16 protein-coding genes and 1 pseudogene are annotated in these 25,920 nt (G+C 49.6%); 14 read left to right on the top strand and 3 right to left on the bottom strand.

From position 1 onward, the window contains the following. Nucleotides 1–50 precede the first annotated feature (50 nt). Nucleotides 51–3,242: an MMPL family transporter gene (locus tag ACFSB2_RS07775; RefSeq protein ID WP_377942466.1), complete on the bottom strand. Its 3,192-nt coding sequence runs from the start codon at nt 3,240–3,242 to the stop codon at nt 51–53. A 338-nt stretch (nt 3,243–3,580) separates the two neighbouring features. Beyond that, nucleotides 3,581–4,357 (bottom strand): TetR/AcrR family transcriptional regulator, encoded by a 777-nt coding sequence (locus tag ACFSB2_RS07770; RefSeq protein ID WP_377942465.1) that lies wholly within the window; start codon nt 4,355–4,357, stop codon nt 3,581–3,583. 363 nt (nt 4,358–4,720) lie between these two features. Here ACFSB2_RS07770 and rbsK point away from each other — a divergent pair, with 363 nt between their 5' ends. The 11 genes from rbsK to uvrA all read left to right on the top strand — a co-directional run bounded on the left by rbsK (nt 4,721) and on the right by uvrA (nt 21,558). After that, nucleotides 4,721–5,671, top strand: coding sequence for a ribokinase (gene rbsK, locus ACFSB2_RS07765; RefSeq protein WP_377942464.1), 951 nt, complete (start codon nt 4,721–4,723; stop codon nt 5,669–5,671). 95 nt (nt 5,672–5,766) lie between these two features. Continuing rightward, nucleotides 5,767–7,449, top strand: a complete 1,683-nt coding sequence (locus ACFSB2_RS07760; protein ID WP_377942463.1) for a DUF6259 domain-containing protein — start codon at nt 5,767–5,769, stop codon at nt 7,447–7,449. Between the two features lie 92 nt (nt 7,450–7,541). After that, nucleotides 7,542–9,323, top strand: coding sequence for a glycoside hydrolase family 97 protein (locus tag ACFSB2_RS07755; RefSeq protein ID WP_377942462.1), 1,782 nt, complete (start codon nt 7,542–7,544; stop codon nt 9,321–9,323). 604 nt (nt 9,324–9,927) lie between these two features. Continuing rightward, a complete protein-coding gene (locus ACFSB2_RS07750; protein WP_377942461.1) occupies nt 9,928–11,616 on the top strand; it encodes a type 2 periplasmic-binding domain-containing protein in 1,689 nt (562 codons plus the stop codon). Nucleotides 11,617–11,796: 180 nt separating this feature from the next. Further along, nucleotides 11,797–12,777, top strand: a complete 981-nt coding sequence (locus ACFSB2_RS07745; RefSeq protein ID WP_377942460.1) for an ABC transporter permease — start codon at nt 11,797–11,799, stop codon at nt 12,775–12,777. A gap of 14 nt (nt 12,778–12,791) precedes the next feature. Continuing rightward, nucleotides 12,792–13,703: a carbohydrate ABC transporter permease gene (locus tag ACFSB2_RS07740; protein ID WP_377942459.1), complete on the top strand. Its 912-nt coding sequence runs from the start codon at nt 12,792–12,794 to the stop codon at nt 13,701–13,703. Between the two features lie 71 nt (nt 13,704–13,774). After that, nucleotides 13,775–14,707, top strand: a complete 933-nt coding sequence (locus tag ACFSB2_RS07735; RefSeq protein WP_377942458.1) for a nucleoside hydrolase — start codon at nt 13,775–13,777, stop codon at nt 14,705–14,707. 95 nt (nt 14,708–14,802) lie between these two features. Continuing rightward, on the top strand, nt 14,803–15,807 hold the full coding sequence (locus tag ACFSB2_RS07730) for a LacI family DNA-binding transcriptional regulator (protein ID WP_377942457.1): 1,005 nt from the start codon (nt 14,803–14,805) through the stop codon (nt 15,805–15,807). A gap of 30 nt (nt 15,808–15,837) precedes the next feature. Then, nucleotides 15,838–17,445, top strand: a complete 1,608-nt coding sequence (locus ACFSB2_RS07725) for an FUSC family protein (protein ID WP_377942456.1) — start codon at nt 15,838–15,840, stop codon at nt 17,443–17,445. A 239-nt stretch (nt 17,446–17,684) separates the two neighbouring features. Next, a complete protein-coding gene (locus ACFSB2_RS07720) occupies nt 17,685–18,629 on the top strand; it encodes a nucleotidyltransferase domain-containing protein (RefSeq protein WP_377942455.1) in 945 nt (314 codons plus the stop codon). A gap of 10 nt (nt 18,630–18,639) precedes the next feature. Then, nucleotides 18,640–21,558, top strand: a complete 2,919-nt coding sequence (gene uvrA / locus ACFSB2_RS07715) for an excinuclease ABC subunit UvrA (protein ID WP_377942454.1) — start codon at nt 18,640–18,642, stop codon at nt 21,556–21,558. 115 nt (nt 21,559–21,673) lie between these two features. On the opposite strand, the gene ACFSB2_RS07710 is transcribed toward uvrA, so the two are convergent. Continuing rightward, the gene (locus tag ACFSB2_RS07710) at nt 21,674–22,240 is read right to left on the bottom strand and encodes a beta-class carbonic anhydrase (protein ID WP_377942453.1); all 567 of its coding nucleotides are present in this window, start codon (nt 22,238–22,240) and stop codon (nt 21,674–21,676) included. A gap of 645 nt (nt 22,241–22,885) precedes the next feature. Between ACFSB2_RS07710 and ACFSB2_RS07705 the strand changes: the two genes are divergently transcribed. The 3 genes and pseudogenes from ACFSB2_RS07705 to ACFSB2_RS07695 all read left to right on the top strand — a co-directional run. Next, complete coding sequence (locus ACFSB2_RS07705) at nt 22,886–23,326, top strand: hypothetical protein (RefSeq protein WP_377942452.1); 441 nt, start codon at nt 22,886–22,888, stop codon at nt 23,324–23,326. Nucleotides 23,327–23,487: 161 nt separating this feature from the next. Continuing rightward, nucleotides 23,488–24,987 carry a spore germination protein gene (locus ACFSB2_RS07700; RefSeq protein ID WP_377942451.1) on the top strand — a complete coding sequence of 500 codons (1,500 nt, stop codon included), beginning with the start codon at nt 23,488–23,490 and terminating at the stop codon, nt 24,985–24,987. A gap of 161 nt (nt 24,988–25,148) precedes the next feature. Next, nucleotides 25,149–25,727 (top strand): annotated as a pseudogene (locus ACFSB2_RS07695) (AAA family ATPase); the annotation flags it as partial. Nucleotides 25,728–25,920: the final 193 nt, after the last annotated feature.

Below are 25,920 nucleotides of genomic sequence, written 5' to 3'. Positions count from 1 at the left end.
CCCAAAGCAGCTTGTGCTGCGCAGGAATGGCTTTTTTTGCGAGGCTGAATTTAATGCCCGGGAATCGCGCTCTCCATAGCATCGTCGGTTTTGGCGCGGCGGAACGGCCAGAAGTGGCCGTTTTCCACGACTGCGACACAAGCTGGCACGAAGAAGGCCAGCATGATGAAGAAGTAGATGGCCAAACCAATGAGGATGGAGAGACCGATTTCCACCAATGTCGTCACACCAGCGACGACCATCGAACCAAATGTGCCGCCCATAATCAAGGCTGCCGAGAAAATCACGTTGCCCATGTTTCTCATCGCTCGATGCATCGCCGCGCGCACAGAGGCATGTCGGTCAGCCGCCAGTTCCTCATCAAATCTCGACATCAGGAAGATGGAATAGTCGACCCCTAAAGCCACTAACAGCAAGAAGGCGAAGAAGGGGACCGACCAACTGATACCTGGTTTGCCCATGAGATGCACGGCGACAAATTGCAGGATGCCCATCGTGATAAAGTACGTGCCAGCCAAGGAGAAGATGATGTACAGCGGCGCGATGATGGACCGCAAGAAAATCATCAACAAAATGAAAATGGCAATCAAAATCAGGATAATGGTCCGAACAAAGTCTGCATTGGAGACACTGTTCAATTGTGTTTGTGTCGGCGTGGTGCCGGTCATCAGTATCTGGCCCTGAGAAAGCGGGCTTTGGGCAAGGGCAATTTCTGCGTGTTGTTGGATGGTCGGCATTTCTTTGATGGCCGTCATCGAATAGGGATCCGTCGAGAGGACCACTTTGATGTCCGCAACGTGGCCATCTTTCGAAATGTAGGCGTCCATCGCCTGTTTCAGGTCTGCATTGTTGTGAACAGCAGAGGCGGGGACATAAAAACCAGGGTTGCCTGTGGTCGTCGCTGTCGCCGATTGCTGGAGCGCCGTTTTCACTTGGCCTACGCCACTGGATAGTTGATCCACAGCGTTGCCAGCCTGGTTGACACCAGAACTGAGCTGACCTAAATTTCGGCTCAATTCAGAGACGCCAGACGCCAATTGGGTCGATCCGCTGGCAAGCTGTGCGGCTCCGTCTGTCAACTGAAAAAGGCCGTTGTGCAACTGTGAAGAACCTTGGGTGAATTGGGCCAGTCCACTGACGAGTTGCCCGGATGCGCCAGCCAGTTTTTGTTGACCAGCCGCTAATTGATTTGCGCCATTTTTCACTTGCGTCGCGCCACTGCTTAACTGGCTCAATGAGCTGGACAGGCTTTTGGTGTTGGCGCTCAGCTGCTTGGTAGCTGTTTCTGCCTGTGAAGTGCCTTGCTCCGTAGCATTCGCCAATTGGACAATTTGTTGCCAAGTTGGATCCGTCGAACTGGCATCCGGATGCGCCTTTTCCCATTGTGCGAGGAGATCTGCCAACTTGGTGGCGTTACTTGCATTGGTTTGCGCCGCATCACTGAGGCTGCTTGCGCCAGTGGCCAATTGAGTTGCTGCTTTGGCCGCTTGACTGGCGCCGCTGGCCAATTGACCGGCGCCGCTCGCAGTCGATGTCGCGCCAGTCGCCAACTGGGTTTCGCTGTTTTTGATGCTCTGCGCGCCTTGCTGCAATTGCTTTGCACCAGTGGTCAACTGATTTGTTTGGGAGGTCACTTGCTGCAGTCCGCTATGCAATTGGCCGGCGCCCTGTTGCACCCCTTTGGCGCCGCTCACCAATGGTTGCAAGGAAGTGCTGGTCGATTTCCCGCCTAGCTTGCCCGATAGCAGATTCAGACCGCTTTGCACCTGTTTCAATCCGCCAGCGGCCTCTTTGTTCTGGGAAGCGATTTGAAATGATTTGAGCACAGTGCCCGTTGGACGTGTGGCGCTGTCCACTTCTTTGACACCATTCATCTGAGCGATGGCGTTGGACACGTTCTCAATGGTCGCAAGCCCTTTTTGACTGCGCAGGTTGTCAGGGGACGAAATGACCACGTCCGAAGGCATGACGTTTCCTTGACCAAAGGCGCCCGCAACCGTGTTGAACCCTTTGACGGATGCGGCAGAGGGAATGTCGGAAAGCGGATCAAACGAGCGCTTGTCCGTGAACATGAGACCAATGGGCAAGAGGACGATGACGGCGCAAAGGAGCGTCCACCACGGGTGGCGCAATGCGACGCGGCCGGTGGCATTCCACATCCGTGAAGGTTTGTGCGCTTGTGTGGAACCGATTTTGCGCGGCCAGAAGATGAACCGTCCCAAAGCCATGATGAGCGCTGGAATAAACGTCAGACATGTGAAAATGGTGACAAAGACACCGACCGCCACACCGACGGCGGATCGATAAATGCTAAAGTGCGCGAAATAGAGGATGGCGAATGACACGAGTACGGTCAGCGCGCTGAAGATGACTGTTTTGGCGACGCCGCGCAACCCGGCGGCCAAAGCCTCAATCGGCGCCAGCCCGTGGCCAAGTTCCTCGCGGAAGCGGTTCAGGATGATAATGGAGTAATCTGTGCCGGCGCCAAAGATGATGGCAATCAGGAACGTCTGTGTGAACGTGGATGCTGGCAGGCCAAGCGAAGCCAACCAACCGACGAGACTGCTTGAGAAGAGAAAGGAGATACCAATGGACAAAAGCGTGACGAATGGCGTGATGGCCGAACGGAACACCAAGAGCAATATCACCAGTACGAGTACAACTGTCACACCAGCTGTTTTGGAGGCGCCATCCAACGAAGTGTTGGTTTGATCCTGCTCCAAAGGCACATCACCAGTGAATAATACGTTGGCGTCTCTGGGTGGGTTGGTGAATACACGTTTAATGTTTGCTAGAGCATTGACCGTTTTTTGATCCGTGTCGTTTCCAGGAAAGCCGACGGAAGCAATTTCGACAGTGTGATCAGAACTGTTAAATTTCGATGCCAACGAAGCGCTCGTGTTGTAGTTATCCTGTACAAATTTGATGCCGTACTGTTTCGGCTGTTTGTCGAGCAGCGCAAGTTTTTCTTTAAAGTACTGTTTGTCCGCCTTCGACAATCCGTGGTCATTGTGGATGGCGATGATGGCGGAACTTTGCGCAGACTGTTTTGGATTCACCTGTTTTAATAGGTTTTGGGCGACAACCACCGTCGAGTTGTTGGCAAGATATTGTGAAGATTCATGTGAGACGACATTTTTTAGTTGAGGCAACGCAAAATAAGCGGCGGCTGTAAGGACAATCCAGGCAATGATGATCAGAAAGCGAAATTTATGCACCCAGTGCGCATATTTTTCAAACATGTGCTTTCTCCTTCTAACGTGAAAGATTTGCATTGAGCAGGGATGAGGGGGGCGCTTTTGGTCAAAATCTGCCTCTTCGCGGCAATCAAGCACACTGGAAATGAACACCTCATTACCTACCCAATTTTGGAATGAATCATAAACGGACAAATGTCCGTGTGGAAAATATTAAAGGACAACTGTCCGGGTGTCAACGCATATGGCGTGTCCGATTTGTTACACTTGATTTAAGCAGTAGATTGGTTGGAAGATAGCTCGTTTGCGACAAAAACCCATTTTAATATGGACGGGATGAACACGGATTATGAGCCCAAGTTTATTTACATGTAAATAACGGTTCACTCAGTGATTCGACTTTGCAGTTTGTTTAAGTACATGTCGCGAATTCCTTCTACAAACTGCGTTTTGCTGTATTTTCTCATGTCTCGTTCAAACAAATAAAAACTGGGACTGATGGTTGACAGTAGGATATCTGCGGCCAATGGGATATCCATATCGCGCGGTTCCAGCTCTGCCATCTTCAGCAGTTGACAGAAGATGTGATGAAGTTTTTGGTAAAATTCGTTGTCTCCAATCAATTGTGCTTGATTTACAGATGCCAGTAAGTCTTCTTTTTCATCGATAAAATCGATGGCACGTTCAATCACGCTATCCAAAACTTCAATGGCCTGATTTGTATGCCCGTGGATATCTGCAATCTGTTGCTCCATTTCCTGCATGACTTTCTCTGCGCTTTCTTTCAAGAGTTCCATACATAATTCGCCTTTATTCGCGTATCTACGGTACAGTGTGCCTTGGCCGACGCCAGCCGCTTTGGCAATCTGGTGCATACTCACTTCGGCTACGCCGTACTTGGCGAACAGTCGCTGTGCGGTCTCCAAAATCAGAAAACTGCTCTCCAAGCCGTCTCGGCGCTGAATTCGGTCCGTGCAAGGCGCTGTGGACGGTTCTGTCAAGCGATGTATCCAGTCTTTTACCGCCGTGATAACCACCTGTGTGACTGCACGGTTTTCACGTTCCGCTGTGGCGTATAGCGTATCGCGTTCTTCTTCCGTCAAGTAAACGGTCAGCCGTTTATCTCTTTTCTCAGCTGCATCCTTTTTGGGTCTAGCCACGCCTGTTCACCTCATCATTAATTACATGTAGTTTATTATAGACAACAACATGGCTGTATACAATTATGTACATGTAAAAAACGGGATCGTATATGAAGAAAAAGGAGGTGCACGCGAAATTGATTGATATGGACGAAGAAGGGTTGACGTCACTTTAAGAGTGGATTATATTACAGTGAGTAAACGGTTACTTGAAAATTATTTTTGGTGAAAACCGTATCTTTGTATGATTTGAGTGATGAGTGTATGATTTTGTATGTTAGAACTCGGACGACTGAAGCTGCGAGAACTAACGGAGAATGCGCATCAATCAGTGAGGGATTTTGATAGCTTGCAAGTCGACATCGAGGGTGTGTTGAGAAGATGAACTTGGTTGTTGTCGGAAGTTTAAACATGGACATTTTGATTCCTACTGATCCGTATCCTGGTCCTGGGGAAACTGTGATGGGAGGCGATATTCAATATGTTCCTGGCGGGAAAGGGGCCAATCAGGCGGTCGCGGCCGCTCGGCTAGGGGCACATGTGACCATGTTGGGCATGGTCGGTGCGGATGGTTATGGAAAGCAATTGAAGAAAATGCTCGAACATGACCATGTCGACACGGAATTGATTCAGACGAGTGACAAGTCCTCTGGCGTGGCTTTCGTACACATTGAAAAAGATGGAGAAAACCGAATCATTGTCTCACCAGGCGCGAATTACGCTTACGGCGTGGAAAATGTTCTGAAATGTAAAAATATGATTGAGCGTGCCGATGCAGTGTTGGTCCAACTAGAAATCCCAATTGAAACGGTCAAAGCGGTACTCGACATCGCGGCGGTAGCCGGGGTGCCCACATTTCTCGATCCCGCCCCAGCCAGAGCGGATTTGTTCGAGCAGATTGGACATGTGGATTGGATTGTGCCCAACGAATCCGAAGTTGAGTTGCTCACTGGACAGCCTGTGTACGACATCAAGACGGCGCGGTTGGCTGCGGCCAAACTGCAACAACTGGGCGCACGGCGAGTGTTGCTCAAAGTAGGTAGTTATGGCGCATATGTATCTGATGAAAACGGCATGTCGTTTCAACCGGGATTTCAGGTGGTACCGGTAGACACAACGGCGGCTGGTGATGCGTTTTGCGCCGCTTTCGTGGTTGACTATCTGCGATACAACAGCGTGCACAGCGCTTTGCGCGTGGCGTGTGCGGCAGGTGCATTGACCGTCACGAAACAAGGGGCGCAGCCATCTCTCCCTTACGCAGAGGACGTCACAGCGTTTTTGGATGTCGCCATTGAGGTGGAAGGATTGGCACAACAAAGTGAGTCATCGTGAACCGATGGTTTGGTGCGAGTTGGCCGGAACATGTGCTATATGTAGCTTGATGGAGGATGCAAAGTCGTATTTTTTCAGGGATTGGAGGAGCCGGGTTGATTGAGGTACATGGCGACAGCGTCGTCATCCAGACGAAAACACTTTATGCAATCTTCCAAAAAGGTTTGATAACGACACTTCGGAGCATCGCGGGTGAATCTTTTATCGAGATCTCAGATGGGGAGGTCGACAAGGTCGCGTCGTTGGAACTTTTGTACGCTTCAGGCCCACATGCTGAACTGGGTCGCGGCCCTCGTGGACAAATTGAGTGCCGCAGCCTGTCGGACACGTGTGCAGAAATTCGCTTCAGCGGTTGGCACGCCGATGGGGTCATCACACTGACAGAGGATGAAGCTACAGGAGATCTGATTGTCGATCCCGCCGCATTCTCCGCGCGCCCTGGCGTTTGCGCTTGCAGATGGAATGTATCCGGTGTCCTGAACGATTTGGAATTGGTCGCTCCCTTTTTTCAGGGCGTCAAGCTCAGTTTAGGGGATTCCTTGCTTCAGAATACACACTGGTCATGGCCGCACGAATGGGAGGCAGGGCTCCTGATTTTGCAAGGGCGGACTGGAGGGTTCTGGATACATACAGAGGACACCCAGTACCGCTACAAGTCGGTTCAGTTGGGGAAGAATGGCGCAGGCGCAATCGGATTGGAGTCTTGGGCCTACGGTCCGGTAGACAACAATTTGAGCGCTGGCGGCTTGAGTTGGAAAATCAACGTCTACACAGGGGATTGGCAAGTGCCAGCTGCAACGTACCGGCAGTGGTGGTGGGAAGCGTACGGTCTGCAAAAGGTGGCAGAAACGCGTGCTCCATGGACAAAGGATGTCTCTATGGCGATATCCTGGTGTCCAAACGATGTTCGCATCCTGGAAGCGCTGGCGAAAAACGTGCCGCCAGAAAAGGTGCTTATCCATTTTCCCTATTGGCGAACTGACGCGTATGACCAACATTATCCCAATTATGTGGCAACTGACGCGGCGATAGATTTCATCCAGCGTGGACAGGAATACGGATTTCACATCGCGCCGCATTTCAATGCGCTCGAGATTGATCCATCCCATCATCTGTTCGATCTCGTCCGTGATTTTCAGTATCGACACATCTCAACCAAGGAGATCTTGGGATGGGGTTGGGACGGTGTAGCGATTCCGGTGCCAAGTTCCAATCATCAGTTGACAAGGAATCGATCCTTGAATGTGATGGCCAAGATTCACCCTGGGTTAAAAATGTGGCAGTCGATACTCATGGAGAACATGGCAAAGCCAGTGCAACAGTTGAAACTGGACACCGTTTTTTTGGATGTGGCGCTGGCGACTTTCAACTTGCACAATTGCCTGGTGGACAACATGACGCCGACCGAGGGGCTGCACGTGGAACTGCAACAGATCTCGAAATTGAGCAATGGGCTTGTGCTCGCCGGGGAAGGATTGAATGAAATTACTGCGCAGACGCTGTCGTTTGCCCAAGTGCATCTCTTCCGAAGCTATCACGACACCATATCAGGATTGGAGGGGATTGGGTGTCCACTGAATCATTTTTTGTTCTCGAAGCTCACTCGATCCTTTGGATACAGTCGGCTTGGCGGGCATACGGAAGAGGAGAAGCTCCGCATGCGTGCGCATGAAGCGCAGGGAGCCATACCAACCATTACGATTCACTCCGCTGACGAATTGGATGAGCCAAATGTTGAAATTCAGCAGATGCTGAAATCCGTGCAAGAACAACATTGATGACCTACGGAATGTCCAGGCAAAGTTTCACGCAGCAAAAGTGCGTTTTCTAGTTCAATCCAGGCACTACAAATTTTCGCGAGGTGTACGAGATGACTGACATCGAGGCAACTTCAAAAGCATTCTGGTGTGTCGACTCCCCTGATGGACGCATTCGGCTAACGCTGACCTTAGCGAACGAAGGCAGTCTCACTTATTCTGTCTTGCAGGATGAACATGTGATGATAGAGCCATCGCCACTTGGTCTCTCAACCAGCGTGGCTGATTTTCGCGAAGGCATGACCTACTTGTCACATACAACCAAAACAGTTCAAGAGGCTTATGATCTGATTGGCGGCAAAACTTCGAAAGCTGTCGATCACTACAACGAATTGACATTGAAGTTTCGCAAGCAAATTTACGAACTACATGTCATCCTGCGCGCTTATGACGATGGCATCGCCTATCGCTATAAAGTACCAGGCACGGGCGCCATCAGTATATACGGGGAAGCCAGCGCGTTTAAAATGCCCGATGGCAGCACTGCGTGGGCGCATGACTTCGTCGAACATTACGAGGCGTTTTACCCAGCACGCAAACTGAATGACATGGCGGTGGGCGACTATGGGATGCCTGTGCTCTTCCATCATCCTGACGGCAGATGGTCTCTGGTTTCGGAAGCAGCGGTCTATGGCGAGACTGGCGCATCACATCTCTGTGTTGCCGACGAGCAAAACGGGTGTCTATTGCGGGTTGTGCCTGCACCGGATCAATCTGCAGCCCTCCTCTCGCATCGACCGTTTGAAACAGCTTGGCGCGCGGTGATTGTGTCCGTTGAACTGGCAGGGATTGTGGCGTCGAATCTGATGGAGAATCTGAATCCTGCATCGGAGATCAGCGACACGAGTTGGATTCAACCGGGGAGATCCGCCTGGTCGTGGTGGTCGGGAGACAGCACCAGTGATCTCGACGTCCAAAAGCGATATGTCGATTTTGCTGCGCGGATGGGATGGGAGTACTATCTCTGCGACGGCGGGTGGCAAGAAGCGTGGTTGCCTGAGTTGCTCGACTATGCCAAGGGCAAAGACGTGCGTCTGTTCGTGTGGTCGCATCATCAGGATTTGCAGACGGACGATGAAATTGAAAGCAAGTTGTCGCGCTGGGCGGCCATGGGTGTGGCTGGCGTAAAAGTCGATTTTTTTGAAAGCGATTCCCAAGACAAACTTCGCTTGTACGACAAACTCGCCATTGAGACGGCGAAACGGCAGTTATTGCTGAATTATCACGGATGCACAAAACCGAGCGGCGAGCGGCGGAGATGGCCGCACCTGGTCACGCGTGAGGGGGTGCTTGGCGCGGAGTACTACAAGTGGTCGCTTGGCGCCACGGCAGAACACAACTGTACACTGCCATTTACACGCAATGTTGTCGGTCCGATGGATTACACGCCAGTTACGTATTCGAATTATCAGGGGCAGACGACTTTTGCTCACCAGACTGCGCTTTGTATTGTATTTGAGTCCAGTGTCCAACATTTTGCGGACAGCGTCGACAGCTACGAGACGCTTGATGCGCCTGTGCTCAAGCTGTTTCAAGCATGTCCCGCAACTTGGGATGAGACGAGGTTGTTAGAAGGGTATCCTGGACGTTACGTCACCATCGCTCGGCGCAAAGGAGATGATTGGTTCATTGGCGCCATCTGTGGTGGAGAGGCGAGATCAGTTCGCATTCCGCTGTCTTTTCTGACGGAGGGCGCGTATGTCGCCAATGTGATTCGCGATGGCGACAAAGCGGATCAGATGATTCATCAAGAACATATGGTCGATCCTGCCAGTTTTCTGGAGATCCCCCTGCTTGTCAACGGAGGTTGCGCCGTCTGGGTGGTTGCGAAGTAGTTAGCGCTCCTGCCCGGTTGTATGTCACTTAGACCTGTTATGGGTGCGTTGCAATGCGGTGATGGCACCGGGCAGCATTGAGGCATGAAAAGGGAACCGTGTGGCGTGATAACCTGCCAAAAAGCAAGATGTTGTAAAAATAAAAAAACAGGTTGACGAAATATATAGAATAGAGTACTTTTTAAACCATTCAAGTAACCGATTACTCATAATTTTGTCTATATAAGAATACGTTATCCTGTTTTGTGATTTGCGGAATCTCGGAATATGGTTGGCGTTACCATGAACATACGTGATACGTTCCGCACCAGCAGAATCATGAAAATGCCAGTCAATCGAGGCAGCGCGGATGGCGCGGCACTAGGGTGCCGGCTTTATTTTCACGGTAGGGGGGTGATTGAGCAGTTGAGGAGGCATGGCTGCTCCAAATTGAAAGCGGTGTTTATTTTGAGGGGGCAAACCAAAAATTTCAGGCAATAGGCCGCGAGGAATCGCGTACAGCGCAACTTGAAAATAAATTGGCGCTCTGGTGCGGGGCGCATTCTGCATCCCGCATGGCGGTCTAAAGCCAAATAGCTACAGGTGAAATAGGGAGGATTTTGTGATGAAGAAAGGCTATTCCTTGCTTATCAGTGGACTTGTAAGCACTTCAATACTCTCTTTGGCTGGTTGCAGCACCAGTTCGAACGGCACATCGCCAACAACGTCATCGAAAGGTAGTTCTGATAGCGCACCTACAGCCAGCAATCCTTTGAAGCTGACTTGGTTCAGCGATGTTCCCGAATACAACTGGACATGGAATACCAAGAAGAACTTGGTGCAGAAGACCATTACAGATCAGACTGGGCTCACTTTCACAATGAACACGCCACCTGAACAGGCTGACACCAAGCTGAATTTGATGATGGCCACAGGTAAATTGCCAGACATCATTTCGACGCAGCAGCCGTCCATTGTCACACAGTTGGCGAAAAGCGGCAAGGTATGGAACTTAGAAGACTTGTTTAAACAGTATGATCCCTCGTTTTTGAAACAGTTTCCGAGCGGGATCGTCACCGAATTGAACAATGAGTTCGGCGGATTTTACAGCATGCCGAGTTTCGCCACATCGGCTGACGAGTTCAAGCAGTATCCGCAAACGCAATCCGCATTGTTATACCAGAGCGGTTGGGCTTTCATTGTCAATCAACAATTGATGCAGAAGGCGGGCATCAAGCTGTCGCAGCTCAAGACCGAAGACGACGTGATCGCAGCACTGAAAAAAGTGAAGAGTATGAATATGAAAGTCAACGGCGCGCCAGTCATACCGCTTCAAATCGATGACAAAGACGACTGGTGGTACGTGACACTGCAGAATTTGGCGCAGATGTTCGGCGGGATGCCCGTGACCAAACAGGGTGATTACCGCTCCATTGATGAGTCTCCGGAGATGGAGCATGCAATCGATTTCTTGTTTAAGTTGGCGCAGGCAGGCGTCATCGACCAATCCGAGTTTACGCTGGACACTTCGTCGGTCACAAGCGCGGTTCAATCTGGACGTGTCTTCGCTTTGCTGGGCAATGCAGCGAACCCCAACTGGGCGAGCATGTACACTGCGGACCACAATGTGATGTGGGTGTCGCCAGGCAGCATTGACTCCGATCAAGGGACGACGCCGGTGTTCCCGTACACGCACTCTGCAGGATGGACACAGACGATGGTGTCAAAAAATGCGCCCAATCCAGAGGCAATCGCCAAATGGCTCGCTTACATGTGGAGTCCGAAGACGCAGATTTTGGTCCAATACGGTCTGCAAGGGACAGATTGGCATTGGAGCAAAAACGGAACCATTGTGCAAAATCCGCAGGTCGTGAAGAAACTGAACAATTCGAAGTTGAACTACGCAGCCACTTTGGGGATAGATCAAATGTGGTACTTCGACAACCCAGTGTATATGCAAAGTGTCGCCGCTCCACCGAAGGCGCCACAGAGTTGGGAAAACAAGATGGAATCCGCGGCGGCATTGACCAAACCAGTGTACCGCTACGATGCGGACGCGTTGAGCATGCCAGCGACGTTGATCGCGCCTGGAAGCACGTTATACAACGATCAACAGCAAATCACGACATACTGGCAGGCGCAGGTGCCGAAGATGATCTTTGCGTCGAGTGAAGCACAGGAGAAACAGATTTGGCAGCAGACGATTCAGCAGATGGACAAGATGGGCCAAACCAAAATCGATTCCGTCGATAATACGGAATTTCACAAGTTGGAGAAGGTCTTTGGATATACGTTGAAAGGCGTCAATCCATAACACTGCCATCGCACCAGCAGAATCATGCAAATGCCAGTCAATTGAGGCATCGCAGATGGCGCGGCGCTGAGGTAGCAACTTTAATTTTATGCTAGGAGGAATGTGCTCATTGAGAACGGTTGCGTCAAGCTGCTGTTCTCAATGAGCTGGGGATTATAGGTTGAGAAAAGAGGTCGCTTTATGAAAAATATCGGGATTGATGCGGCAGCGGTAGGGATGAAACCCACAAAGAGGAGGAAGAAATACGCGTACGGCATGGACGCGCGGACGCAAAGCGAACTGCAGGTCATGGTGTGGCCAGCGATGCTTTTCATGATTTTGTTCAACTTTCTGCCGCTGTTCGGTCTGATCATTGCATTCACAAACTACAGCCCGATAAACGGGATCGCCGGGATTTTTGACAGTGCGTGGAACAATTTTGCGAATTTCATGTTCGTATTTAAAGATGTGTTCTTTTGGCCGATGATCCGCAACACGCTCGGCATCAACATCCTGGGGATGATCGTCGGATTTCCTGTGACCATCATGTTCGCGTTTTTGCTGAACGAGATCGCCAGCCAGAAGTTTCGCTCTTTCATTCAAACAATCACCTACCTGCCGCACTTTCTCTCTTGGGTGATATACGGGGGACTCATCATGAATATGCTCTCCCCCACGACAGGTGTCGTGAACTGGTTGTTGTTGCATCTGCATCTGGTGCATAAGCCGGTGGAATTCATGGCGAATCCCAAGTATTTCTGGGGGCTGGCTGTCACAACCGGATTGTTGAAGGATTTGGGCTGGGGCGCGATTTTGTATCTGGCTGCCATTGCTGGCGTGGAACAGAGTCAATACGAAGCGGCGGCAATTGATGGCGCCGGGCGGTTTAAACGGATGTGGCACATCACGTTGCCGGGGATCTTGGGCACGGTGATGATTATGGTCATCTTCTCTATCAGTGGCATTCTCAACAACAATTTCAATCAGATTTACGTCCTGCAGAACAGTCTCAATTTACCCACAAGTCAGGTGATTGCAACATACGTTTACCAAATTGGATTGCAGCAGTTCCAGTTTGCGTATGGCACGGCTGTTGGGCTGATGAATTCTGTGATAGCGCTGGTACTGTTGGTCGGTTCGAATTTGCTGTCGAAGAAACTGACTGGCAAAGGCTTGTTCTAGGGGGGCGGAAGCTGATGATAGAAGGAAAAACGATAGGGGACAGAACGTTTAACTGGGCGAATGTGCTCATTATGATCATTCTGATGATTCTCACTTTATATCCGTTTTGGTATGCTCTAATTGGCTCACTGGACACGGGCAATGATTATGCGCTCGGCCAAGTGTTCCTGTGGCCGCGTCAATTCACGTTGGCGAACTACAAGACGGTGCTTGTCGATCCAGCGCTGCTGGAGGCCTTGGTCGTCACCATCACGCGAACGCTGATTGTGACGGTGGTCTCGGTACTGTACACGGCGATGTTCGCTTACGCCTTTTCGAGAGGATATCTGCGAGGAAAGAAGTGGTATGCGGCGGCAGGATTTTGCAGTATGTATGTCGGCGGCGGGTTGGTGCCGTTGTTCATGTTGCTGAATTGGCTGCACTTGTATGACAACTATCTCGTCTACATTCTGCCGGGCCTGTTTAGTTTCTGGAACGTGATCATATTTACAGCGAATTTTCGCTCCATTCCAGATTCGTTGATCGAATCGGCCAAAATGGATGGCGCAAGTGAGTTCCGCATCTTTTTTCAACTGATATTGCCGTTGTCGAAGCCGGTGTTGGCCGCATTGTCGGTTTTCACGGCAGTCGGTGTGTGGAACGATTACACCACGACCTTGTTTTTTACGCAGTCTCAAGGTCTGCAAACCCTGCAATATTACATTTTGAAGTTGATTCAAAGCGTCAATGCGGTTGATGCGCTGCAAACACAAACTGGCGCCACATCGCTTATCACCGGCAAGATGCACAATGTGGCCACGGCGACATCGGCACAAACCGTCCAACTGGCGGCGATGGTGGTTGCGGCCATCCCGATGATCATCATGTATCCCTTTGCCCAAAAGTACTTCATCAAGGGTGTGCTGATTGGTTCTATCAAAGAGTAACAACAGAGGTAGGTTCATAAGATAAAGACATCTGCAAAATGCAGACGCGTCATACGAAAGGAAGGCTGCACATGTACGCTACCAAAACGACTGGCGCGTTCGACTTGAACCGCTTGGCGAAACTCGCATTTCCTAAGGGAAAAGTTCGCATGGTGTTGGACACCGATACCTATAACGAAATTGATGATCAATTTGCAGTCACCTATGCGCTTTTGTCGCCAGAGCGACTCAAAGTCGAAGCGCTCTACGCTGCGCCGTTTTACAACGACTTATCAACCGGACCGGCTGACGGTATGGAAAAAAGCTATGAGGAAATTCTTCGGATTCTTGAACGGCTGCATGTGCCCAGCACAGGATTCGTCTATAGAGGCTCCACTGAATATTTACCCGACGCGATCACGCCAGTGAAGAGTGACGCTGCGCGCGATTTAGTCGAAAGAGCACTGGCGTCGGATGCGGATGATCCACTGTACGTCGTCGCCATCGGCGCACCGACCAACGTCGCCTCGGCAATTCTGATGGAACCGAAAATCTTACATCACATTGTGGTGGTTTGGCTGGGGGGAAATGGGCTCCATTGGCCTGATACACGCGAATTCAACATGGTCCAAGACATCCACGCCTCGCGTGTGATTCTGGATTCCGGCGTTCCCCTGGTTTACGTACCGTGTATGGGAGTGACGTCCCATCTGTTGACATCGCTGCCGGAGATCCGCGATTCCATCGGCGGTTATGGCGAGATCGGCGATTATCTCGTGGAGGTCTTTGAACGATGCCATGGGGATCACTTTGGGTATTCCCGTGTCATCTGGGATATTGCCACCATTGCGTATTTCATGAATGAAGAATGGGTTCCATCGAGCTTGGTGCATAGCCCGATTTTAAATGATGGATTCACGTATAGTTTTGATTCGACACGGCACCTGATTCGGGCTGTAAACTACATCCACCGCGATCCGGTGTTTACGGATCTCTTCACAAAGATCAGACAGCATCGGGTGTAAAAATATCCGGTTGGTCACTTTCATTGTCACAATGTTTGGGTTAGGATAAAGTGTTGATATTTTGATTGAACGGTATGGTAGAGGGTGCTGCAGCAATGAATATGCGTGAAATTGCAAAACGTGCCGGGGTTTCAACCGCGACGGTTTCCCGTGTGCTCAATGGGAATCCGAAGGTAAATCCTGAATTGCGGGATATTGTAAACAAGGTCATTCAGGAAGTGAACTATGTCCCCAATGCGATCGCACGCAGTATGAATCATGGAACGACGTCGATTTTGGGACTGATACTACCGGACATCACGAACCCCTTTTTTCCGGGCATTGCGCGCGGCGTCGAGGATGCGGCCATCAGCAAAGGGTACAAGGTGATTCTTTGCAACACGGACAACCATGCAGATACTGAAAAAACGTATCTTCGCATGTTGCGGGAACAGCGTGTCGATGGACTCATCCTTGTGAGCGCCAGCAATATGTCTGAAGAAACCATGCGTCAAATGATAGAGGACATTCCCGTGGTGTTGTGTGACCGGATACCTGAGAGCAAGCATTTCAGTTCCGTCGTCACCGACCATCGCAAGGGAATCAAGATGGCAGTTGACCATTTGGTTGGCCTTGGCCATCGCGAGATTGCCATGATTTCTGGTCCGAAAACACTCATTTCAGGGATTGAACGGGCGAATTATTTCCGAGACATCATGGCGGAGGCCGGACTGCCTTGCCCAGAACAGCGTGTCGTACCGTGTGACTATCGGTATGAATCGGGGTTCATCGCCGCAAATCAACTGCTCAAGGACAAGGCGATCACGGCGATTCTGTGCGCGAACGATATGATGGCGCTTGGGGCAATGGATGCCGTGTTTGAATCCGGCCTACAGGTTCCAGACGACATATCTGTCGTGGGTTATGACAATATCCCATTTTCCAATTGGTCCAGACCTCGTTTGACGACGGTCTCTCAACCTACATATCTGCTCGGGGTCAATGCGCTTGAGATTCTGGCGGACGCCCTGGCGAGTTCGGAGACTGACAAACAGCAGGTTCAACGGATGTTGAACCCGACACTCATCGTGCGAAAATCTTCGGCTATGGTCAAGCGATGATAACGATATTCAATGCACAGTGAGGTCATCATGAAGAGAAAATCACCCAAGACACCAGCGGCAAATGATATCCATTCGTCTAACGATGTGAAGCGCAGTATACAGACACTTCCGCCGACTCGTTTGTTACGTCACGCCTTTCACTTTCGAAAAGCGCCCTCTCCCTGGAGACGTGCCATCGGTGCAGGTTTGAGTTTGTTTGTGCCGATTGTCTGTGGGATAGCCATTGGACACCCGCTATGGGGGCTGATGGCCACAATGGGTGGATTTGCGGGAATTTACGCCACGGATTCCCCACCGAAGAGGCTTGCAGTCAAATTGCTTATCGTGGTGATTGGTCTATCGATTTCAGTTGCACTTGGAACGCTGTCTGCAGGTTCACCATGGTCGATAGCCATCATGTCTGCAGTTGTTGCTGCCTGCGCTACGTTTATATCGGGCGCATTGCAAGTGCCGCCACCCGGGCCTTACTTTTTTATCATGGCTTGTGAAGTCGGGACGGGCATGCCGCTAGACCCAGGGGCCGCCGGAACGCGACTTTTTTTCGCGCTCATCGGCGGGGCCATTGCCTGGAGCATCGGCATGGGAAGCTGCTTTTGGCAACGACGAGTTGGTCGATCCGGCACAGACAAAACATATGACTCAACTGTACAACGCCTGGGTGAGCCGGGGATGTGGTTGGATGCATCAGCGCGATTGCGCGCCGCATTGCGGCGAGACTCCATCGTCTGGCCAGCGTCAATTCGAATCGCCATTGGCATTTTTGTCGCCACACTGATTGCCTATGCGCTCGGCGATGATCGACCATATTGGGTCCCACTTGGCTGTGCTGCCGTACTTCTGGGTACACACGTCATGGCGACCATCCATCGGGCGATCCAACGAGCCATTGGCACCTCCATCGGAATCATTCTGACGGGATGGATTTTTTCGTTGCACCCGTCTTTTCTCGTCTTAGCCGTACTTTGTTTAGTCCTGCAAACGGTTGTCGAGTTGTTCGTCGTCCGAAATTACGGCTTGGCGGTCATCTTCATCACGCCTTTGGCGCTCATCGTCGCCATGACCGCCAACACGGGCATGACGCCTCTTGAGTTGGTTCACGCAAGGCTAGTCGACAATATTCTTGGATGTTGCGTCGGACTTGCTATGGGGCTGTTGTTGTGGCGTCGAGCTGCATCGAGGAGGCTGCGACTCGTAGCGGCGCGCGCCATTCGTTCTGAAGGCGATTTTTTGCAGGCCGTACTGTCCAGTCAGAGCGACGATCCAGGAGATTATGCTTCGTTTTTGCGTGAAATGGGCACTGTCTTATCGCATTTGGACGATATGCAACAGACCGCGCTACATGAGTTTCCTCACAGGGCGCCTGTGACAGATGAACTGTGGCCGACCATTGCGGCGACAAAGCATGTTGCCGAGGCATTGCAGATGATGGTGAAGGAGCGAGATCAAGTTCAAGCATTGCGCATTCTCGGCGAGCAATGTCAAATTTGGTTCGAGGCTGTGGCCAAATCAGTGGAACGAAACGGTGATTTTATCAACCGTGGCGCATTGCCGTTTGCCGATTTGCACTTGGGGTTAACGCCTGCTTTGCTCGAACTGCAAGCAAGTGTCACAGAACATAAGCGCACAGTGCGATAAAGCGAGAGCGCCAAGAAGTGAAATGGATACTTATCACACACCTGTATCGTCCGCATGGCAAGATGGGCGATGCAGGTGTTCTTTTTTTAATTTGTCTTATAAATCCTAGTGTAATTGAGGCAAAACAAAAAGTCTATTCTTTGTTCTGAATTTTAGATATAGTTCGACTGGCAAGCGGGCTTGCGCAAGAAACGGACGGCTGTGAGCGGCATTGAATTGGATTTGAGAGGAGAATTTTAGTGAAGAGCCAGTCCACAACTGAAATCCAGGCAAAATTCAAGTGGGCATTAGACAGTTTTTGTTCCAAATTGAACAAAGATGAGCAAGTGATCGCCGTTATCTTGATGGGAAGTCTTTCTTACGATCAAGTGTGGGAAAAGTCGGATATTGATTTGAAACTGATCGTAAAGGAGCAGAGATTAGCGAAATCAACCATGAGTTTGATAGCGCATGATGTGCTCATCAACGCGACCATTGACACGAGAAACGATTTCAAACGCTGGATGGAAGGTTCCGTACAAGGCTCGATTGATCACGCCATTCTCGTGAAGAGCAAGCTGTTGTTCACCAAGGATCCATCGCTCCAACAATACTTCGATGATATTGGGTATGTGGGCGAGCGAGATCGCCAATTGATGTTGCTGCAGTCTGGGTGCCGCGCGTTGAACTTGCTGTCTAAAGTCGAGAAATGGTGTTATGTGAAAGCGGATCCGACGTACAGTGCGTTTTGGATGTTGAAAATGGTTGATACGCTTGCCGACATCGAAGTGATGGTGAATCAAGAGGTGCCGATGCGTGAATCAGTACAGCGGGCGCTTCAATATCATCCCGAATTATTCCACGCCATCTATACAGAAATGATCTGTGGAAAAGTAGATGAGCGCAAAGTACGAAGCGGTTTGGTGAAAATCAATGCGTATCTCAATCGACAGACGGAAAGATTGTTTAAACCAGTGCTGGATTATTTACGACAGGAACAGGAGATCCGGACCATATCAGATATTGAGGCGCGGTTCGAAACCATAGTGTCTTTAGATTTTGGCTGGCTTACACTCGCATGCGACTGGTTAGCCGAGTGTGGTGCACTCATCAAAGTTACGGCAGAGACAAAATTGACGCCAAGAAGCAATGTTCAATTGGAGGAACCAGCATACTTATGTGCAGATGGAGGACAGTTCATTTGAGGGGGATAACATGAAACAGTTTATTGAAGTGCGCGGTGCGAGACAGAATAACCTAAAAAATGTGCATGTTGACATTCCGCGAGACAAGTTAACCGTGCTTACCGGTGTGAGCGGTTCTGGTAAATCATCGCTTGCGTTCGAGGTCATTTACGGTGAAGGGCAGAGGAAGTTTCTTGAATCTCTTTCTACATTTGCGAAGAGTCACATGAATCAGTTGAAGAAACCGGATGTCGATTTTATATTCGGACTGTCTCCAGTCATCGCGATTCAGCAGAAGAAAGGGACTGTCAATCCCAGATCTACTGTCGGCACGATGACAGATACACATGATTATATGCGGCTGTTGTTTGCCACCTGCGGGGAGGCGGAATGCCCCTTATGCGCGCACCCAATATCCATCCGAACGGTGGCACAAATGGTTGAGTGGGTTCAATCGCTGCCAGAGGGAACTCTGCTTGAAGTTCGCGCACCAATCTTTAAAAACGATGGAGAGAACTATGAAACCTTGTTTGATGAGATCCGGACCAAAGGGTTTCGGACCATCGTCATCAATGGTGAAAAGCGAACGATGAGCGACAAGCTTGAACTGGATGAGGATGCGGGTGATTGGATGGAGGTGGTTGTCGATAGCATCGTGGTCAAACCGGGTGTATTTAGGGAGTTCACTAAAACCATTGAAAATAGCCTTCGTTTAATCGGTGAAGGGTTCATTCGTTTCGAGATAGTGGGCGGGGAAGAGGTGTGTGTCAACAAGCAGCAATTCTATCAAGGGTTCTGCTGTCCCAATCATCATCTGGCGATGGGTGAACTGCGAGCCAACTATTTCTCGTTCAACGTGCAGGATAGCGCATGCCGCACCTGCGGTGGACTCGGAACCTACGTACGTGCCGAACCAAATTTCTTCGTCGCGAACATGGAGAAAAGTCTCAACAAGGGCGCAATGGATCCGAGGATTTTTAAAGGCGAGATGGCCGATACCACCTGGCGGTGGTTGTTTTTCTACAATATGGCGCGCCATTTCGAATTCAGTTTAGATACCTCGTTCAGAGCGTTGACCAAAAAGGCCACCGACATTCTGTTTTATGGGACGCATGGCGAGCGTTTCGAACTCCAACCCCCTCAAGATAAGGCGCACGCAGCGAAATTCAACGGCCGAAGTTTTGGCAGCATGGTTTCTTACAACGGTATGGTGGGTGAAATCAATCGCTGGTACAAGGTCTATATGAAACGCGGTGTGAGAAATCCAACTGAAGATGAGTTTTTCAAGCGGGTGATGGTCGAACACACATGTCCAGATTGTGAAGGAAAGAAACTGAAACAGCAGCGCTTCTGCGTGAAAATTGGCGGGCGGGATATCCACGAATTGTGTACGATGCCGATCCGAGAATTGAATGATTTCTTGAATCAAATCCGATTGACTGGTGATCATGTTCAGGCTGGAAAGCAGATCATCCACGAAGTTGTAACACGTGTTCAGTTGTTGATTGACATTGGATTGGACTACTTGAATTTAAATCGACGTTCGGACACCCTCTCAGGCGGGGAAGCACAACGCATTCGCCTGTCCACACAGATTAGCTCCGGTTTGATGGGGATGCTCTACGTACTCGATGAGCCAAGTATCGGATTGCATGCAAGGGATACGATGCGCATTGTGAACACGCTCAAACGCCTGCGTGATATCGGCAATACCATCATTGTCGTCGAACATGATATCGATACGATTCGCAACGCAGATCACATTATCGAGCTTGGACCGGGTCCGGGCGCGCGCGGTGGACATATCGTTGCAGAAGGCGGTTTATTAGAAGTGTGTTGTAAAAAGGAATCATTGACAGGCGCTTACTTGTCTGGCGCCTGTAAAATTGAATTGCCGCATAAGCGGCGCAAGCAAAGCCAGGCATTTCTCACGATAAGGGGCGCTACGGCAAATAACCTGCAAAACGTAGATGCTGTGATTCCACTCGGTCTGTTTGTATGCGTGACTGGTGTATCCGGTTCTGGCAAGAGCACACTCATCAATGAAATCCTTTATAAGCAATTGCGCCTGATCTTCCATCACGCGCGTGTTGTACCAGGTTTGCATGATGCCTTAGAAGGGCAAGAGCACATTTCGGAAGTCATCAGTATTGATCAATCGCCAATTGGCCGCAGCTCACGCTCAAATCCAGCTACATACGTTGGTATTTTTGATAGGATTCGCGACTTGTTTGCCTCGTCACAGGCTGCGGTGGAAAAGGGTTTGAGCAAAACGGATTTTAGCTTTAACAGCAAAAGCAGCGGACGTTGTGCGCATTGTCAGGGAGAAGGCGTCGTTAAAACCGAGCTTCAGTTCATGCCCGACTTGGAAACTGTTTGCCCAGTTTGCAAAGGGGTGCGTTTTAGCATCCGTGTACTGGAAGTATGCGTGCATGGCAAAAACGTCGCGCAGGTATTGGATATGACCATTGAAGAGGCGATTGTGTTCTTCTATGAGCATCCTAGCATTGTGCATAAATTAAATATGTTGAATGCATTAGGGCTTGGATATGTCAAACTTGGTCAGTCATCGAACACACTTTCCGGCGGAGAGGCCCAGCGGATTAAGCTTGCGACAGAGCTTGGTAAAATAAAAAGAGGGGCGCATAACCTGTACATACTCGACGAGCCGACGACTGGATTGCATCTACATGATGTTCAGAATTTGATCCGCTGTATTGAGCGATTGGTTGAAGCGGGTCATACAGTTCTCGTGATTGAACACCATTTGGATTTGATTAAGATGGCCGATTACATCATTGATATGGGGCCAGAAGGAGGCAATGGTGGCGGGAAAATCATGGCCTGCGGTACGCCGGAGCAGGTGGCACAAATAGATGCTTCTCACACTGGAAGATTTCTGCGCAAAGTGCTAAAAGCCAATGGTGGTCTTACTGATTCTGAAGTGTAATCGTCAGCATGGAAGGACGGACTTGAAACGCAAGCTGGCGCATCCTTGGGGGCGGTGAGCCACGAGCAGAGATTTGCCGTGGGTCACCAACCACAAGTATGCAGCCATAAATTGATTATTTCTCTTCATAACCGTTGACAACAACATCGAGTTTGCCGGTTTCCGGGTCGATGACGAGTCCATGGACGCGAAGCGATTTTGGGATCAAGGGATGGTTGACAATCATGCGCACGCTCTCGCGCACACTGTTGGGAATCGATTCAATGCGTTGCAACCATGTTTTCAAATCAATTCCAGAATATTCTAATGTGTGAATGGTCTCGGGAGAAATGCCCTTGTCCATCATTTTTTTAATGGTTTCATCTGAATTGATACTGCCCATTCCACAACCATGGTGACCAATGACGCAGATTTCATCAGCGCCGAGATCGTAGACAGCGACAATAATGCTGCGCATGATACTTCCAAATGGATGTGAGACGACCGCTCCGGCATTTTTTATAATTTTGGCATCGCCATTTCTTAAATTCATGGCGCGGGGGAGCAATTCACTGAGGCGCGTGTCCATACAAGACAAAACAACCAGCTTTTTATTTGGGAATTTTGATGTTTTGTACTGCTCGTATTCATGGGATTCTACAAAGCGTTGATTGAAAGCCATGAGCTCTTCCAAGTAGTTCATCACGGACGCACCTTTCAAAAATATGTAGTTGAAATGGATAATATCCTTCTGTCCCTACTGCAATTATAGTGATTTAGATATGTATTTACCACCTACTAGACATAAAGTCCTGCCAAATGTCCCACAATCAGCGGTTCTAGAGAAGCGGGAGTGGTTCACGCTATGCTGTCGTGTCTAAGCTTGACGAAAAGAGGATGAGGAGGTCGAATGTCGGCTAAAAATATCATTTTCCGAGCAATACGAAAATAGGCTTCGTTTTGAGCGGTGTTTTCATAAAAATAACCCGCCGTGGCGGGTCAATGCGTACATGTTCGAATGGCAAGTATCTAGGACAAAACCCAACTTCAATAAACCGGAGTCGTTGTGCAACATGTTTTTGTTGCCACATATCCTGGGACGAGCAAGAAGAACAACACAAAGATAATCAAGAATACAACCGCCCACTGCGTATATCCACCAAAGGTTCCCATGTCAACTGCCCCTCTCCAGAAGATACTTCACAATACGCGTGCTGAGATTGATATAAATAGGCGTTATGTACCAGACATGCGCCGGAATTTGCGCATTTTCCATGATATTGGTTTAGAAGTGAATGCGAATGCTCAACATAAGCCAAGTTACGCATTTTGCAAGGGGGCGGGTTTGATGGAACAACCAGAAGAAGTGAAAAAAATTGTAAATGAGGCGTCCACGACACTTCGGAAAGCGTTAGACGAGCAAATTTCAGGTTTGAAAAACAAACTGGACCAAATGCAGCAAAACTTAGCGTCAAATAAAGGACAAAGCAATGCACAGCCACAGCAATCATCAAATCAGTTGTTGCAACAGATGCAGCAATTCAAACAACAGACGCAACAACAACAGCAGGAAGCATATCAGCAATTGCAGCAATCGATTCAGCAAGCGATGCAAATCCTTGGGCAGGCAAATGAACACCTACAAACAAATCAGATTTTGTCACAGATGAATCAGCAGATTGATCAGGCGCAACAGCAATTGCAAAAAATGACCGGGCAGCAATCAAATGCACAAGCTGCACCAGGGGAGACAAACCAGCAAGCGAATCAAAATCAGCAGGTGCATTGAATGATCCCAATGCCGTTTCTGGCTGTTTAGCTGCTTTTGTCATCCGCGTCTGACATGACATCGAGCAATTTTAAAGCGGATCGAATGCAAAGGTTATGCATTGTTTTACAATTTTAGGGAAGGAGTAAGAGGGGATTTAAGTCTGGAGGGAATTGTACACCATGCCGCAATTGATTGATGAGGTCAAGGACAAAAAAATCAGTTCCAGTTTAGAGGAAAATGTTAATTATTTGAATAACCTGCTCGGTATTGGTACGACTTGGGATATCATTTTAAAACCTTTTAAGTTTGGCCAGATAAACATGGCCTCATATGTGACGAATGGCTTCTTTCTGACGATGAACGAGGTCCTGATTTTAGACAGTTTTCATGCCCGCGTAGAGGAATTTGAAAAGAATCATGCGGGGCAAACGTATACGCTTGAACAAATGGTCGATTACCTAAATGCAAACATCTCGTTTGTTCAGGTGCAAATTATTGACCAGATGTCGGATGCCGTCCGCTTTATTTTGTCAGGGCCGCTTGTCACGTTTATTGATGGATACGATAAAGTGTTCTACATCGACACACGTATTTATCCAATGCGCAGTATTTCCGAACCGCTGACAGAACGCGTGATTCGAGGAAATCATGACGCGTTCACAGAGACGATGCTGATGAATACGACGTTGATTCGTCGGCGTTTGCGTGATCCAAGACTGCGTGTTGAGTTGCTACAAGTGGGGGCACGTTCGCAGACGGACGTGAGCCTGATGTATCTTAAGGATGTCACAGATGAGGCACTTGTGCAGGACATGAGGGAGCGGCTCAAAAATCTAAAATCTGAATCCATGATGATGGGTGAACAACAAGTCATTGATCTGATTGGCAGAGTGAAGTGGAATCCGTATCCGATTGCCCGTTATACGGAACGTCCAGATGTGGCCAGTGCGGCGTTGTTGGAGGGACAAGTCGTGATTGTGGTCGATACGACGCCACAGGTCATTATTGCGCCCACCACTTTTTTTCAACATATTCAGCACCCACAGGAATATCATTCTTACCCTTTGGTGGGGACGTATTTGCGTTGGGTGATTGCAATATCGATATTCATCAGCATTTTTATGCCAAGTATATTTCTGTTAGTCAACCAACATCCGAATATGATACCCCGCTGGGCCGCTTTTTTTCAGGCAAATCGGCATGATCCGCTGCCATTGTGGGGTGAATTGCTCATCGCTGAAGTCGCATTGGATATTGTCCGGTTGGCGGTCATCAACAGCCCAGTGTCATTGGCGTCGTCTGTTGGTATTATCGCAGCATTGTTGTTTGGACAGTTCTCAACGCAAATTCATTTGCTGCAACCAGAAGTGCTGGTCTACATGGGACTTGTGATGATTGCGGAGTATGCGACACCTTCTTTTGAGCTATCTTCAGCCAATCAGCTGTCACGGATATGGATGATGCTTTGGACGGCAGGATTAGGTTGGCTCGGTGCGATCATCGGCGTGGGCACTTGGTTTATCCGCCTGTTGACGACCAGGGCGTTTGGCAAACCGTATTTGTGGCCATTGTTTCCGTTCCGCTGGAAAGACGGAATGCGCGATGTATTGTTTCGTTGGCCCAGCTTCCAATTGGGTGGCGTTCCTGAAATTTTCAAACGCCGCCGCGGCCGTTTGTGAAACGCGCCAATTTCAGAGATCAGATCACTGCGAAATCGCTCTGGGCATCGCCCAGGGCTTTTTGTTTTGTGCTGGGCTATCACCCATATTTGTTTTCCTGCATAGGTTGAGGTGGTAAGCGGCCGCTCGGGCACGAGATGAAAATACGTGAGGTGGTTCACATGAAACCGAGCAACCGAAAAAAGCGCAGCAACCGAAACACGAAAATGTCCCTGCAGGTCATTGACGATTATGAACAAGGCCAGATTGCGCTGTCAGAAGCGCTGCAGCAATTGTCAGGCCATTCTAACAGTGCAACTGGTGGGCAGCCGGTGATTGAAAAATCTCGTTTAAACGCATTGCTGACCGAATTGGACGAATTGATTGGCTTACAGGAAGTCAAACGCGTCGTGAGAGAGATCTTTGCCTATGTGTATGTGCAACAAACGCGGCAAAAACAGCATTTAAAGGCGGAACCTGTCGTTTTGCACATGGTGTTTTTGGGGAATCCGGGCACCGGAAAAACCACGGTGGCACGGATTCTGGCTCGTTTGTTTTTTGAATGTGGACTGTTGTCACAAGGGCATCTGGTCGAAGTTGAACGTGCCGATTTGGTCGGCGAATATATCGGTCACACTGCGCAAAAGACACGCGAACACATCAAAAAGGCACTGGGCGGCGTGCTCTTCATCGATGAAGCGTACTCATTGGCGCGCGGCGGCGACAAAGATTTTGGTCGTGAGGCGATTGATTGTCTGGTCAACACCAGAGTTTGAATATCACACTCCAGGTAAAGTGAGTATTGGCGAGGAAAACGTGTGTTTTTTCGCCTTAGTATAGGGCACGTGTTTACAGGCGGCACGAAGATCTTGCCGATAAAATCATAAAGCTGTGCCGCAGCGGACAAGCTATCGGGCGATCTGCGCCATACATACGACAAGTTCAAATGGAGGG

It is taken from the genome of Alicyclobacillus fodiniaquatilis (assembly GCF_042678105.1).
Taxonomy (GTDB): domain Bacteria; phylum Bacillota; class Bacilli; order Alicyclobacillales; family Alicyclobacillaceae; genus Alicyclobacillus; species Alicyclobacillus fodiniaquatilis.
Note: the sequence above shows the minus strand (reverse complement) of the source record. Positions and strands in the feature narration are given on the sequence as shown.